The sequence below is a fragment of the Paenibacillus sp. BGI2013 genome (assembly GCF_002843485.1).
Lineage (GTDB): Bacteria > Bacillota > Bacilli > Paenibacillales > Paenibacillaceae > Paenibacillus > Paenibacillus amylolyticus.
In genome coordinates, this window is sequence record NZ_PJFA01000027.1 from 1 (window position 1) to 14626 (window position 14626).

The following is a 14626-nucleotide window of genomic DNA, read 5'->3' on the forward strand; positions in this document are numbered from 1 at the left end:
TCCCAGTGTGGCCGATCACCCTCTCAGGTCGGCTACGCATCGTCGCCTTGGTGAGCCGTTACCTCACCAACTAGCTAATGCGCCGCAGGCCCATCCCCAAGTGACAGATTGCTCCGTCTTTCCAATTTCCTTCAGGCGAAGAAAACAATTATTCGGTATTAGCTACCGTTTCCGGTAGTTGTCCCAAACTTGAGGGCAGGTTGCCTACGTGTTACTCACCCGTCCGCCGCTAAGTATCAAGGAAGCAAGCTTCCTATCAACTCCGCTCGACTTGCATGTATTAGGCATGCCGCCAGCGTTCGTCCTGAGCCAGGATCAAACTCTCCAATAAAGTATTGAAAAGAGCGATAAGCTCATTTTGAATCTGACGAGATTAAAAATCTCATTTGTGCTCCAGTCGATTCAAGCCAAGGCTTGTCTCAAACTTTCGCGTTCATTCTGCAAGCAGAATGTTTACTCACTCGTTGTTCAGTTTTCAAAGATCAAACTTATTTCGTTACCGAATGTCGTTCTCTTCAGCAACTCTTATATAATATCATGTCCGAACCAACTTTGCAAGCTCTTTTTTTAAGTTTCTTTCGAAGCTTATTTCATTCGCTTGCCGCACCGTGTATCTCGTGTTTTCTTGGCCGGAATTAGAATATATCATGTACAGATTTCAATTGCAAGTTTTTTTTCAATAATGATAATCAACTCACATCATCAGCACAATATGTAATCTGACGCTCCTGTACATACAAATAACTCGCAGCATCCTTATTACAGTGCTTCTAATATACATATCCATTAAACATAACCAGGGAAGCCACTTCCACTGCGATTGCAGTGAACAATTGATTGTGACTAGCCCTAGTTTTCGGAGATCTCAGTTTTCCTTTCCTTCTATAATAGATAAGAAAGTATATTCCTTGGGCACAGCTTACACATTCCGTTTCACTTCTCAGTGCTTACAATATACGCTTACCAAGTAACGAAGCGATCAGTTCCACACCAAGCCTTGCCGTATGTCTATTATGATCAAACAACGGATTCACCTCAACCAGTTCCATCGACGTAACTTGATTTGTGGAAGCAAGTATCTCCAATGCATAATGTGCCTCTCGGTAATTCAGACCACCAGGTACTGGGGTTCCCACACCCGGAGCTTCCCGCGGATCCAGACAATCCATGTCAAAGCTGACATGAATACCATCTGTCCCTTTTCCCGCTGTAGCTATTGCTTCCTCAATAACTTGCTTTATTCCCATACGGTCAATATCATGCATCGTAAATGCTCGGATTCCCAGTCCCTTAATCTGCTCTTTCTCATACTCATCCAGATCACGCAGACCAATATAGACCAAGTTGGACGGATCAATAAACGCGCCCGCTCCAGCAATGTGCGACAGATTGAATGCAGTATGCCCCAAGGATGCAGCCACACTCATCCCATGCATATTACCGGACAAGCTGCGTTCTTCCGTATTCAAGTCTGCATGCGCATCAAACCAGATCACACCCAAATTCGAATAGTGCGCTGTTAGACCGGCAAAAGTACCAATCGCTACACTATGATCTCCCCCAAGCACAAGTGGGAAAGCCCCCTCCTCTACTGCACCTGATACTTCACTACACACCTTCTCACTGACCTGACTTACCTCATTTAAGTGTTTTACACGATTTCGCTCAATAGGGGCAGCCGGTTCAGAAGGACAATCTACCCGCACTTCTTTGGAAAGCACTAGCCCAAGACTCGCAATCTCCCGCTTCAGTCCAGCTGTAATCAATTCATCTGGCCCCAACTCTGCTCCACCTCTTGCTCCACCAAGTCCAAAAGGAACCTTAATGATAGCAATATTACGTCGCACAGATGTTTGACTTGTATCAATAGAAGTATCTTTTATTCCACCATGGACATCATCATCATTTTTCATGTAGGTCAGCTCCCTCATTAGTGATCAATACCTGCTCAATTCTCTCCAGTGCCCAGTCAATCTCGGACTCTTTAATCGTCAGTGGTGGGGCAAATCGAATGGTTGTCTCATGTGTTTCTTTACACAGCAGTCCAACAGACATCAAACGCTCACAATAAGGGCGGGCTGGTTCATGCAGTTCAACACCGATAAATAAGCCTTTCCCCCGGATATCCCGTATGACTGAACTGCGAATATCTCGAAGTCTTTTCATAAAATAGTTCCCCAGACGCTCCGATCGCTCGGCAAGCTTCTCATCTTCAAGAACTTTCAGAGCTGCTATAGCCACGGCGCAGGCGAGTGGGTTACCCCCAAACGTAGAACCATGAGACCCCGGCTCAAACAAATCAAGTATCTCCGCATCAGCAGCAATAGCCGAGATGGGCATGACCCCTCCCCCCAGCGCTTTACCCATAATCCAGATATCTGGTTCAACCCCTTCCCAGTCGGAGGCAAAACGGCGACCCGTTCTTCCAAATCCGGTCTGGATCTCATCAGCTACAGTCAACACCTGCTGGCTCTTACACAGAGCAAAGGCTTCAGCCAAATATCCATCAGGCGGGATAACAATTCCAGCTTCGCCCTGAATAGGCTCTACAAGAAAACCAGCCGTATTTGGCGTAATGGCCTTTTTCAGCGCTTCTATATCTCCATAGGGAATAATCCGGAATCCAGGTGTGAACGGTCCAAAATCTTTTTTATACTCCGCTGAAGAGGAAAAGGAAGTAACCGTCAGAGTTCTTCCATGAAAGTTACCAGAGCATACGATAATTTCGGCTTGATTTTCCGGTACACCTTTTCGACGATAAGCCCACCTGCGTACCGCCTTCACGGCAGTCTCCACCGCTTCTGCTCCTGTATTCATGGCGAGAATCTTCGATTTCCCCGTGAATTGTGAGAGTTTTTGATAAAAAAGAGAAGCGGAGTTGCTATGGAATGCCCGTGATGTCAGCGTAACCTGATCTGCCTGATCCTTGAGCGCCTGTATGATCACAGGATGTCTATGACCATGATTCAATGCAGAGTATGCACTTAACATATCCATATAACGGCGGCCTTCAGGGTCTTCCACCCATACCCCTTCCGCCTGTTCAATAACAATAGGGAGCGGATGATAATTAGGTGCAGCATAACGCTCCGACCAATCAATTAACATTTTGGAATCTGACATACACACCCAACACCTTTCCAAAATATTGTATACAAAATACAATAACAATGTATGCGATACCATCGCCATTTACGACTACATCCCGCCATTTCCACAGTAGCCTACTCCCAGCCTTTCTCGAATCGAATCCTTTATCACTAGTTAGCGAGAAGTAGACAGTCTACGTTCCAACCAAGAGAGTAAATTAGACAGTGTAAATGTGATTATAAAATAGAGGCCGGCGGCAACAAGCAGCGGAGCAAGCGGCTGGAACGTAACACCCTGAATTGTTCTGGCCGTGTATATAATCTCGGCTATGCCGATCATGGAGACAAGCGAAGAATCTTTAATGATAATAATGAATTCATTACCGATGGCTGGAAGCATGTTACGAAAAGCCTGCGGCAGTATAATATAGCGAAGTGTCATACCATGTGTCATACCAAGGGAGCGCGAAGCCTCGGTCTGTCCTTTATCAATCGCTTGAATCCCGGCCCTAAACACCTCCGCCATATAAGCGGAGCTGTTCATCGTGAGAGCTACCACCCCCGACATAAATGCCGGCAAGTTCACACCTACAACCGTCAGACCATAATGAATAATAAGAATCTGTACGAGCATCGGTGTTCCTCGAATGAGTTCAATATACGCCGATGCCACAAATTTAATTGGCCATATTCGGGATATTCGCATTAATGCCATGATCACACCAAGTAACGTACCAAACAATACACCGAAGAAGGAAAGTTCAAGCGTGACCCACGCACTTCGTGCATAATCCTGCCAATGTTCTAATAGAAAGGAAAAATCTAAATTCACGGCATATCCCTCACTCGTCCGGTTTATTCGCCGAGCATCTCATTCGCTTCAACGACGAACCGTTCAATATCTCCGTTCGTTTTGAGCTTTTCCAATGTAGTGTTGATCTGATCCAGCAGCTTCTGATTACCTTTCTTCACCGCGATGGCCGAACCACCCTCATCTTCAGCCTGTTCAATCTCTACATCCGCAACAACAAGCCCCTCTTGGTTCTTCACATACTGTTCAGCCACCGGCTTCTCCAGGATGAGTGCGTCTACGCGCCCCGTCTGCAACTCCAGAATCAGTTCAGGTATTTTGGCCAGAGAAGTGAGCTTTGCTCCCTCTATTTCCTGAGCGATGCCTTCCTGAATGGAACTCTTTTGTACGCCAACCTGCTTGCCTGATAGATCATCTATGGACTTTAATGCCGCACCTTCCCCTCCTCTAACAAGGACAGCCTGTTCTGCATAATAGTAAATATCCGTAAAATCAACGTTCTTCTTTCGTTCCTCGGTAGGGGTTAAGCCTGATATTACAAAATCAACCTTATCGGTACCGAGAGCCATAAGAAGGCCATCAAAGTCCATGTCCTCAATCTTCAGCTCGGCTCCCAGATCAGCCGCAATCGCTTTGGCAATCTCGATGTCAAAACCTACGATAGTATCTTTACCATCAATTTTCTTATGAAATTCATAGGGTGCATAGTCCGCACTCGTTCCAAGTACAATGACTTCCTTTTCCTCAGAGCTACTACCCGAAGACGAAGTAGCATCCGATTCGGTTCCTGTCGTTTTTTCCTGACCACATGCGGACATGATTACAACGATTAACAACAGCATCATTGGCAACAATACTTTTCTCACACAGCATACCCCTATTCTTTTTTTAGACTGAGTAGCATAATGATAAATTTGTATACAATATACATAAGACAATATATGGACTTATATGTAAGTAATACTAACAAACATTCTGATTTATCACAATCATTTTTTAAACAATTATACACTCTAATTCCATAAAATGTTCTATATATAACACGGCATTCACATCGGCTGAAACATGAAGTTTGCTTGCCCAACTTCCCCCTCGGTGTTAAGATGATAAAAACTTGAAACGCCTGAACGGCGCGCACAGTACGGCCTCAAACCCATCTAATCATTCACTATACATAGAAAGGAGGATTCGGTATGGAGGTACCCAAATACCGGTCCTTGAAAGATCACGTATACGATTACATTGCCCAGAAGATTCAGGACGGGACGTTACTTCCCAACCAGAAGATCAACGAGGCCGAAATATGCAAAAAGCTGGACATCAGTCGCACGCCTACTCGGGAGGCCCTTTTCCAGCTGGCTTCAGACAATCTGCTGCAATACATCCCACGCAGGGGATTTATTGTCACTCCTTTTGATGCAGGCAAAAAACTGGAGTTCTCCCAAGCGATCGGTGTGCTGGAGGCGCTTGCTGCCACACTTGCAGCAGACCATCTCAGACCATCTGAACTTTTGGAGATGGAAACCCTGGTTGTTCGAATGGACGAAGATATCAGCCAGCTTGATCTTGCTGCCTACAACAAAAACCAATATCAGTTCCATAATCTGTACATCCAGCGATGTGGTAATGCAACAGTCATTGAGATGTTAAACACATTGAAGAACAGTTTCATCCGGCAATCTTATGTTAGTGATAATAAACCAAAGCTATCTGAGGTACTGCTCGAAGTTAATGAAGAGCACCGGCAAATTTTAAGTGCTTTTCGAGCCAAAGATAAGAACCAACTGGAAGCCCTGCTCAAACACCACTGGCGGATTATCGACAACGATATGTTGTAGTAGGTTCTGTCAAAACAAACTAAAGGCAACCCACACGATTGTGTGAGTTGTCTTTTTCCTATTTTTCCTTTTTGACCTCCAACGGTGCCCTAGCCGCAAAAACAGCATATCCCAACTTTTTTCCGTATTTCGCGAGCAAACGATCATTGGTTTGACTCATTCGCTGCATACGTTCATCCTCAAACCAATTCATATCGATCTCGCGATGTGGATCATGATCAACGCTCCATTTTGCCATGGATCGCGAATGTTCTTTGACCTCTACCTTGGTGAAACCGCACTGCTTGAGGCGTTTTCTCCATGCTGTGGCCGTTACCAGGGTTCGTATACCGTAAAATTGCTTTAACCTGCGACACATCAATTCGGTCTTCTGGCCTGATAGAACCATCTCCCGATCCACTAAAAGTCCTCCGGGCTTCAACACTCTTCTATACTCAGCAAGTGCACTCCGCCATGGGGTGAAGATCGTGACCGACTCTACAAATACCACATCAAAATGATTTTCCGGAAAAGGTAACGATGTTACATCCGCCTGAACAAATCGAACATCCACCCGTTCTCGTCTCGCTCGCCGAACTGCCTTATCCAGCATATTGCGATGAAGATCAATCGCCGTTACCCGATATCCACTTTTAGCCAGGTAACACGCAGTCCTCCCAGTGCCGCACCCTATTTCAAGAATATGATTACTCACAGGCAGAGATAAGCCATCCAGCAACTTCAGTGTTGCCAAAAATCCTCCAGGATGGGCACTTCCCTCCCCTAACCGAGCCAACATGTCATGATAATCCACGCGACATCCCCTCCTCACTTCTCCCAGTGTATGGAGCAGACTCAAAAACGGCTCCTCCCCATTCGTTTTTCCGGGTACTCGTCCATACCAATTGGTCTTCTTTTTACTATGATATACAAACCGTTGAATTCAAGCGGCAACCGCATCTAATGAGGAGGATTTGCATGTACAGAATTAATCGGGTATGTGAAGAAACGGTTTCTCCGCACGTTGGACGTTCCGTTTGTCTCGTTATGAACGACGGTAAGCATATGTATGGTACGCTTAGTCAATGTCGTGATGGCAAAATTTATTTGAACGGGTGCTTCGAGGGACCACGGCTGTGTTCAGTCAAATCCAAACAGCAGCTGGTAAAAAGCAGCAAGAAAAACGCTGTTGCAACAAAAAAAGTTAAATCTTCGGCCTACGGTCGATATGGTTACGGAGGATACGGTGGGGGTTACGGCTATGGAGCAGGAATCGATCTGGCTCTGGTAGCAACATTGTTTCTGCTGCCGTTCCTGTTCATCTAAATTCCAATCTGATCGTTGTAAAAATTGTAGTCATAACAAAGACCCTTTTGCTTATAGCGAAAAGGGTCTTTATCTTTTTCATATGATTCACATCAATTACACTATATTTTTCTGTTAAAAAATGATACAAAAAAAGGCATTCGCCAAAACGAATGCCGGGAACTTCATATTTAATACCCTTACCTTCGCACAGGGTGTCTATTTGATCTTAAAAAAAAACACCTCGTTAGAGGCGGGTAAGCTATGTTAAATCCGATTTCCTTTAGGCATCGTTTTCAGATTACTATTCGAATTCTCAAGCAATGGTAGCATCCTAGTCGTGCTGACCATCTCAGAAGCACATATCGGACAAGTAGGTACGTTATCAAACGCAAAATTGTCCCGCATCCATCCTTTGCACGTATCACTCGTACATTCCCAGATTGCCGCATCAGCTTGTGGAATCTCTTCCAACGGTTTTTTGCGATTATACATGACTTCTACCCCCTTTGTTATGGAAAAACATCTAACCGACGTTATTTCACAGAAGCCTACACTTAGCGGAAGTTTCACGTCCCACCGGACTCCTGCCTCGTCAACTAATGGGTCGACTTTTATATAACTGATCAAAAAAAAGAAGCTGCCTTTACCATTTTAACATGTTAAAGGCAGCTATGCTTTAATTACAGTTTTACAACTTCTTCTGCTTGAGGACCACGGTTTCCTTGTACAATTTTAAATTGTACGCGTTGACCTTCGTCCAGAGTTTTGAAGCCGTCGCCTGTAATAGCGCTGAAGTGTACGAATACATCTTCTCCGCCTTCAACTTCGATGAAACCGAAGCCTTTATCAGCGTTGAACCATTTTACTGTTCCGTTTTGCATGTGAATTACACCTCCAAATAAAAATTAACATGTTCCTTTGTTCTTTGCAGCAAGCAAATAAAAATTCACACATTGAAAAAGGTACCAGTCATAAACCTATAAGTGATCGCCCTTTACAATATATGAATTAGGTTTTCCACTCTCTACAACTTGTTTTTATTATAACTCCAATTCAGCAAAAAAGCAAATCTTTGTATTTTCTTTTCAAACAGCTTTGGAAATACATGTTATTAACACGCGCGGGGACAGGGTTTATCACACTTATGTGTGTGGCCGCTTATGTACGGTCTTATGAAAGGATATGCAGATCTAATCCATCTTATACATTTTTTATATAACATTCTGACATGCATATCCAACACAACCAATGAATCATCTTACTCCAGTATAACACACTATGTCCATGCCCACATAAATGCATCCCGATCCCAGGCGATCTGCCCACGATGAAGCTTTCGGAAAGCCTTCTTCACTTCCTTGGACAATGATGTATTGCCGTTCTCGTTCACAAAAACAAACTCTTCACCAAAATGGGTCTTAACATATTCTATGGCAGCTTCCTGATGAAGTGTTCCTGTGAATTTAATCTCCTGTACCATCCATTCCGCTACACCTTGTGCTGTCTTCTCCACTATATCACCTACTGTCTGAATCTAATGTACGGATAGGCAGACCTCGTATCATGAACATATCTGTCTTCCCGCCAGACTGAAGTATACCATGATCCAACTGCTGACGGGAAACTGTATGATAACTACTTTCAAGCAATACCCGCAATACCCTTAATGAACAACCGTATTCGCTTGCTCACTCCCTTTGGATGGAATAGACGAATTTGTTCGAATGCTCCACACTAACCATGCACAGTAAGCAATCAGTACTGCCAGTATAAACAGATCGTAAGGAAGTGTACCTGTGTCCTCCAGATCATTCCCTAGAAATTGAATCAGATTATGTATGAAATGAAACAATATAAGCGGTACGATATTTCCGTTCTTCAGCATCAATAACGCCAGTACAGCTCCCAGGAGCAGCGCATAGATCAATTGTATGATCGTATCCGTCGTATCCTGACCAGACAATGCGTTCAATAGATGTGTGATGGAAAACAAGATGCTGGAGGTCACAACTGCGGCCACTGCACTTTTTCGAAGCAATATTTTGAAAATAAGCCCCCGATAGATCGTTTCCTCAACAAAAGCTACGAGCAAGGTAAAAAAGATGAAAAAGGCTACTCGTGACAAGCTCAGCTCCCCAAATCCTTTCAGGGTAAGTGTACCCAGTACAAGGAGTAGTGGAATATAATACTTTGCGTGGCCAGCCGGGATACTTCGCAAAGATCGGAAGCCAGTCTCTCCCCACTTGCGTCTTAACGTCAGATAGATCATCAGAACAATGGCAATGGGTGTAAAAGAAATGAGTACAGGGGAAGTGTAGTCCAGTTGTTTTATCGTTGCAATGGCCCCTGCTGCAAATACGGCTAACAGAAGAAGCAGCTCAATAATCACAACGGTGAGCACAGGTTTGCGCTTGGAAAAGGAATGTTTTGGCTTGGATTGCGCATTAATCATACATTTACCTACCTCGTTTCATTTATGTTCTCCGTTGTCATAAGAACTTATATGCCAATATAGTTGTATCACATCATCCGTATATTGAATATTCCTATTATGGATAAAACTATAAAAGTAACAAAAAAGAGACTTATCCTGACTGCTTTTCCCCTAAAATCAGGTATGGCTTATACCTTTATCTGTCCATTATAGTATTACAAGAGTTCAATGCTGCAGGGGTGTGGCGACTCTTCAGCGTCTTATATCTATGAAGTACCCATAACGATAGTTTCACAATGCATAATGAAATCAGGGGGATACTATGAAAGCATTCTTTCAGCGCTGGGGGCATTTACTGGCTATTCTGTGCATACCGCTCCAAGGCTCCATTTACGTATTTCTAGGCAGCAACACCGGAAGTGATGTCTTCTACAATTATGCTTGGATTGACACACAGATTCCTTTTCTCAAAGAATTTATTTATCCGTACATTAGCTGGATGCCCATTCTGTATCTTGGATTTCTCTATCTGGGTCTGACGAACAAGTCGCTATTCTGGCGTACGTTGATTACCTATAATGTTGGTGTCATGGCTGCCAATGTCTGTTTTGCGGTGTTTCCTACCCATGTCCCGCGCCCGGAGATCGGCGGAACTGATCTGAGCAGCGTGTTAGTACAGTTTATCTATACCAATGATGCGCCCTTCAACTGTTTCCCAAGTGTTCACGTTCTGACCAGCTACTTGCTGTTTATTGTGATCAACAGACACTTGAACTTTAAGCCTCTGGCACGGATTTCTTGGTCGGCATGGCTGTGGTTGATTATTGCTTCAACGGTGTTTGTAAAACAGCATTCCTTGCTGGACATCGCTGGAGGCATTTTGTTTGCTGAGGGAGCGTATTGGACTGTACATGTCTTTGCTCTTCGTCTTGGGCAGGCACGAAAAAAAGGCAAGCAGCCACTCACAGCCTCTAACCCAAGCAGTCATGTATAACGACATATATATATGTAACAGGTGGGATGATGATCCTGCTATACAGCAAAAGAGGGCCTAGGCCCTCTTTTTTTGTACTCATTTAATTAAACCTACTTATATAGAAGAACTTTATTTGGGTTGGAGTACGCGTTTCATGCTATAGGTGGACGTTCATGAAGAAGGTCAGACGGTGGACTTCCGGTTATACGTTTGAATATGCGGTAAAAATAAGACAGATCCCGGTAGCCGAGAAATTCGGCAATTTCCTGGATGGAGAGTTGTGACTCGGTGAGCAGATATATGGCTCGTTTCATCCGTTGATCATGGACATATTGACTGATGGTCTGATTTGTCATGCTTTTGAATAATGCGGCAGCATAATTGGGAGTTTTATTGATCTCGTCCCCGAGTTCTTCCTTCGTCACTTTCTCCCGATAATGCCGCTCAATATATCGCTTCATCCGTTCAACATGATTATGCCTCTCCGGCGGGATAACTCCACGATCAAGCTCCCTGTTCATATAAATCAACACTTCCATCAATAAGGCTTGGCTCATCATGACATAATAAGACGGACGCTCCTGCCATTGTTGATAAATAGCGCTCATGCGTTGATGGATCAGCTCATAACATCCAGGTTTATGCCGCAAAGCCTCATACCGTTCCAGTGCAGGCAGAGTTTCCGTATGGTCGCGTTGCAGTTGAATTACAATCTGTGTGTGCGTTACTGTAGGAATACTCTTGCCGTAATATGGGGTACCACCTGGAATGAGGAGCAATTCACCCTTTTCCATGATCTGTTTATCACCGTTCACCCAATATACACATTTTCCATAAGTAACCAAGCTAAGCCGCCAAGTTTGTTGAGATTGCACAGCTTCTTCGTACCAACCGACACCATTAATATGTCGTACTTCAAGTGGAGTGACCATAACACACCTCATTATCGGACTATACTCTAATCATTGTACTATAGTTCATACCCTGATTCGACAGAAAACGCTACAATACACATATAAGCTTAAATATGAGGAGGAAATTAGCATGTTAAAAACAAAAATTATTTGTACCATGGGACCTGCTTGTGACTCAATCGAATTGTTAAAAGTAATGATTCAGGAAGGTATGACCGTTGCCCGTCTGAACATGGCTCATGGCGAACTGGAAGATCACGTTACACGGATTAACAATATCCGCAAAGCAGCTTCCGAACTGAACACCTATATACCGATCATGATGGACATCAAAGGGCCGGAAGTACGTATCGGTAAACTGAAAGAAGCATCCTGCCATCTGCAAGCTGGTAAAGAGTTGATCCTGACTACCGAAGAAATTCTTGGTGACGCTGAGCGTATCTCGGTAAACTATCCGGAACTGAACCTCGTTGTGAAACCTGGCGATCGTATCCTCATCGATGATGGCCTTGTGGATCTGACTGTACTGTCTGTGGAAGGATCCGATATCCATTGTAAAATCATCAGTGGCGGCATTCTGAAACCACGCAAAGGGGTTAACTTGCCAGGAATCAAAACGACATTGCCAGGTGTAACCGAGCGTGACGTTATGCACATCGGATTTGGGATCGAAAACGATATCGAAATTATCGCAGCATCCTTTGTTCGTAAAGGTGATGACATCCGTGAAATCCGCAGCATTTTGAAAGAACGCGGTGTAGACCACGTTCAGATCATCTCCAAAATCGAAAACCAGGAAGGTATGACCAACCTGGACGATATTATTGAAGCATCTGACGGCATCATGGTAGCTCGTGGAGATCTCGGGGTTGAAGTTCCGATCGAAGACGTACCAATGATGCAAAAAGAAATGATCGATAAATGTAACCGCGCTGGTAAACCAGTTATCGTAGCTACACACATGCTGGAGTCCATGCAAGTGAACCCACGCCCTACTCGTTCCGAAGTTAGTGACGTGGCCAATGCTGTACTTCAAGGTGCTGACGTTGTGATGTTGTCCGGTGAATCAGCTGCTGGTAAATATCCGGTACAATCTGTGCGCACGATGGCTGCTGTTGCTCGCCGTGCTGAAACGATGATCGATTACAAAGAGCAATTCGCACAAAAATCGGCTCAACAGATCGCTGATATTACTGAAGTTATCAGTCAGGGCGCTGTAAGTTCTTCCCTCGTACTGAATGCAAAAGCAATCATCACTTCAACTGAGAGTGGATTCACAGCACGTATGATCTCCAAGTATCGTCCAAAAGCACCAATCATCGCAGTTACACAACATGAAGAAGTATTGGCGAAAATCTGCCTGCTCTCCGGTGTTATTCCGGTTATGGGCGACAAAGTAACAACAACGGATGAAATGTTCGAGTCTGCTACGCGTAACGCAATCAAAACAGGTTACATTGAAAAAGGTGATATCATTGTGTTGTCCGCTGGTGTTCCAATCGGTCAATCCGGTAATACAAACCTGATCAAAGTTCAACAAGTTTAATTCAATAACTGAACTGAAGCTATATATCTTAGCTATAAAATAGAAATACAAAAAACCACCGGGAGCAGAAATGCTTCCCGGTGGTTTTTTGTTGATGTTGTTGCCAATGATCGTGATGTTATAACAAACGGCTTCGAGATTATAGATTCCTCGAGTAATTAACCAGATCCTGTGACATGGTGTTGATCTCATCCATTGAAGCATTTACCTGCTGTGTCAGGGCAGCCTGATTTTGTGTTAACGTGGACATATTACCGATATGTTCAAGAATCTGATCAATCAATGTTTTCATCTTCTGCATGCTATCTTCGATATTTACTGTGGCCTCCGAACTGTGATCAGCCAGTTTCCGCACTTCACCTGCAACGACGCCAAATCCCAGTCCCAGCTCTCCCGCTCGTGCAGCTTCAATGGCTGCATTCAACCCCAGCAGATTGGTCTGACTGGCAATCTCTCGAATAAACACGGTGATATTCTTCGTATCATCTGCACTGCTTTTCACTTGAATGGCCGCATCGGCGGATAACTCCTGTGCAGTAACCAGATCCTGTGCCTGATCGGTGATCGAGTTGATTCCACGTACCATCTCGCCAATGGACTCCGACAATTGTTTTGTTTTCAGATTCATGGCCTCCACGATCTGTTCCTTATTCTTCTCATGGGTAACATCTCGAATGGTTCCAGCTACACGGAGTGGTACTCCATCCTGATCCCGAATGGTCTCCCCACCCGCGTGATACCACCGATACTCCCCGTCTTTGCGCTGCAGACGATAATCCAGATCGTACGGCGTACGACCACTGTAATCGTTCATGTGTCTGGCAAATTCGTTGATCGTCCGATCATGGTCTTCCGGATGAAGTCGGCTGCTCCAGCTGCTGAACACATTCGGGAAATCCTGCTCGTCTTTAAACCCTAACTCTTTACGGAACTGGGGTGACCACCAAAATTCATTGTTTGGATTAACTACATCTCCAGCCACAACGGTCATATCCCACGGTGCCTCCACCAAGGCGCGGTTAACCAGATCATATCGGGTGACGAGTGCTTCCAGCTCATCAGACTTGCTCTTCTCCTCATGAATATCAAACATGATGCCCAGAAGTTTGACCGGAACTCCAGCCTGATTTCGGATGACTTGTCCAAGGCATCGGAACCAGCGAATTTCTCCACTTTTTGTAATCATACGGCTGATGACGTTATAGGCAGTTGTTGCTTTTGTGTCATTCACATGTTTCATAATCTCCTGCACCAGTTGGGGTCTGTCATCCGGATAGATCGATTTGGCCCAGCTTGCAAATGAATCGGGATAATCCTTGGCATTATGGAAGCCTAACATTTGGCGGAATTCATTCGAAAATGCGACGATATTATTGTTATCCAGTGGATCACCAGCAACAATTTTTGATTCCCATAATCCCACATTCATTGCCTGATTCAGCATTCTAAGGCGCATTTCCACGTCTTCGTTTTGAGCTTTCATCATATGTACTGCTTTTTTGATATTACTAGCTATTTCATCAGTATCCTGAAACTCAATGCCATCTTCAATCCCTGCGTCATAGTTGCCCTTTTCTGCGTTTGCTACCAGTTTACGACTATACTCCAGTAAATTCTGATGCGCATCTGTACGAAGGTGTTTGGTCGATTCAGTACGTTTACGAAACATGCTCATTTCTCCTCTTAGCTCATATGATATATATTTCGACATTATCAGACATTAAGTGTAGA

At 44.3% G+C, this 14626-nt stretch carries 15 protein-coding genes and 1 rRNA gene; 4 read left to right on the forward strand and 12 right to left on the reverse strand.

Going from position 1 to position 14626, the window contains the following annotated elements:
* The 5 genes from CXK86_RS31375 to CXK86_RS31395 all read right to left on the reverse strand — a co-directional run.
* Window positions 1–331: ribosomal RNA gene (locus tag CXK86_RS31375) — 16S ribosomal RNA — on the reverse strand; the annotation flags it as partial.
* A 616-nt stretch (window positions 332–947) separates the two neighbouring features.
* On the reverse strand, window positions 948–1913 hold the full coding sequence (rocF, locus tag CXK86_RS31380) for an arginase (protein WP_101315117.1): 966 nt from the start codon (window positions 1911–1913) through the stop codon (window positions 948–950).
* Window positions 1903–3123 (reverse strand): ornithine--oxo-acid transaminase, encoded by a 1221-nt coding sequence (locus tag CXK86_RS31385; protein ID WP_101315118.1) that lies wholly within the window; start codon window positions 3121–3123, stop codon window positions 1903–1905. Before CXK86_RS31385 ends, rocF begins: the two co-directional genes overlap by 11 nt.
* A gap of 141 nt (window positions 3124–3264) precedes the next feature.
* Window positions 3265–3921, reverse strand: a complete 657-nt coding sequence (locus tag CXK86_RS31390) for an amino acid ABC transporter permease (protein WP_101315119.1) — start codon at window positions 3919–3921, stop codon at window positions 3265–3267.
* A gap of 23 nt (window positions 3922–3944) precedes the next feature.
* Window positions 3945–4766, reverse strand: a complete 822-nt coding sequence (locus CXK86_RS31395) for an ABC transporter substrate-binding protein (RefSeq protein WP_101315120.1) — start codon at window positions 4764–4766, stop codon at window positions 3945–3947.
* A 327-nt stretch (window positions 4767–5093) separates the two neighbouring features.
* Between CXK86_RS31395 and CXK86_RS31400 the strand changes: the two genes are divergently transcribed.
* On the forward strand, window positions 5094–5738 hold the full coding sequence (locus CXK86_RS31400; protein ID WP_036671927.1) for a GntR family transcriptional regulator: 645 nt from the start codon (window positions 5094–5096) through the stop codon (window positions 5736–5738).
* Window positions 5739–5796: 58 nt separating this feature from the next.
* Here the strand turns inward: CXK86_RS31400 and CXK86_RS31405 are convergent, their stop codons facing one another.
* On the reverse strand, window positions 5797–6531 hold the full coding sequence (locus CXK86_RS31405; protein ID WP_076329979.1) for a class I SAM-dependent methyltransferase: 735 nt from the start codon (window positions 6529–6531) through the stop codon (window positions 5797–5799).
* Between the two features lie 164 nt (window positions 6532–6695).
* On the opposite strand from CXK86_RS31405, the gene CXK86_RS31410 reads away from it, so the two are divergent.
* Entirely contained in the window at window positions 6696–7043 is a 348-nt protein-coding gene (locus tag CXK86_RS31410; protein WP_074093127.1) for a hypothetical protein, read from the forward strand.
* 246 nt (window positions 7044–7289) lie between these two features.
* Here the strand turns inward: CXK86_RS31410 and CXK86_RS31415 are convergent, their stop codons facing one another.
* From CXK86_RS31415 to CXK86_RS31430, 4 genes are all read right to left on the reverse strand, one after another.
* Window positions 7290–7517, reverse strand: a complete 228-nt coding sequence (locus CXK86_RS31415) for a cold-shock protein (protein ID WP_017691121.1) — start codon at window positions 7515–7517, stop codon at window positions 7290–7292.
* Window positions 7518–7705: 188 nt separating this feature from the next.
* The gene (locus CXK86_RS31420) at window positions 7706–7906 is read right to left on the reverse strand and encodes a cold-shock protein (RefSeq protein WP_017691122.1); all 201 of its coding nucleotides are present in this window, start codon (window positions 7904–7906) and stop codon (window positions 7706–7708) included.
* 395 nt (window positions 7907–8301) lie between these two features.
* Window positions 8302–8538, reverse strand: a complete 237-nt coding sequence (locus tag CXK86_RS31425) for a DUF6953 family protein (protein ID WP_036607962.1) — start codon at window positions 8536–8538, stop codon at window positions 8302–8304.
* 150 nt (window positions 8539–8688) lie between these two features.
* Complete coding sequence (locus CXK86_RS31430; RefSeq protein ID WP_101315121.1) at window positions 8689–9477, reverse strand: CPBP family intramembrane glutamic endopeptidase; 789 nt, start codon at window positions 9475–9477, stop codon at window positions 8689–8691.
* Window positions 9478–9781: 304 nt separating this feature from the next.
* On the opposite strand from CXK86_RS31430, the gene CXK86_RS31435 reads away from it, so the two are divergent.
* Window positions 9782–10453 (forward strand): phosphatase PAP2 family protein, encoded by a 672-nt coding sequence (locus CXK86_RS31435; protein ID WP_101315122.1) that lies wholly within the window; start codon window positions 9782–9784, stop codon window positions 10451–10453.
* A gap of 134 nt (window positions 10454–10587) precedes the next feature.
* On the opposite strand, the gene CXK86_RS31440 is transcribed toward CXK86_RS31435, so the two are convergent.
* The gene (locus tag CXK86_RS31440; protein ID WP_101315123.1) at window positions 10588–11367 is read right to left on the reverse strand and encodes a helix-turn-helix transcriptional regulator; all 780 of its coding nucleotides are present in this window, start codon (window positions 11365–11367) and stop codon (window positions 10588–10590) included.
* A gap of 112 nt (window positions 11368–11479) precedes the next feature.
* On the opposite strand from CXK86_RS31440, the gene pyk reads away from it, so the two are divergent.
* Window positions 11480–12895 (forward strand): pyruvate kinase, encoded by a 1416-nt coding sequence (gene pyk / locus CXK86_RS31445; RefSeq protein WP_036607968.1) that lies wholly within the window; start codon window positions 11480–11482, stop codon window positions 12893–12895.
* A 139-nt stretch (window positions 12896–13034) separates the two neighbouring features.
* Here the strand turns inward: pyk and CXK86_RS31450 are convergent, their stop codons facing one another.
* Window positions 13035–14564: a methyl-accepting chemotaxis protein gene (locus CXK86_RS31450; RefSeq protein WP_101315124.1), complete on the reverse strand. Its 1530-nt coding sequence runs from the start codon at window positions 14562–14564 to the stop codon at window positions 13035–13037.
* Window positions 14565–14626 lie beyond the last annotated feature (62 nt).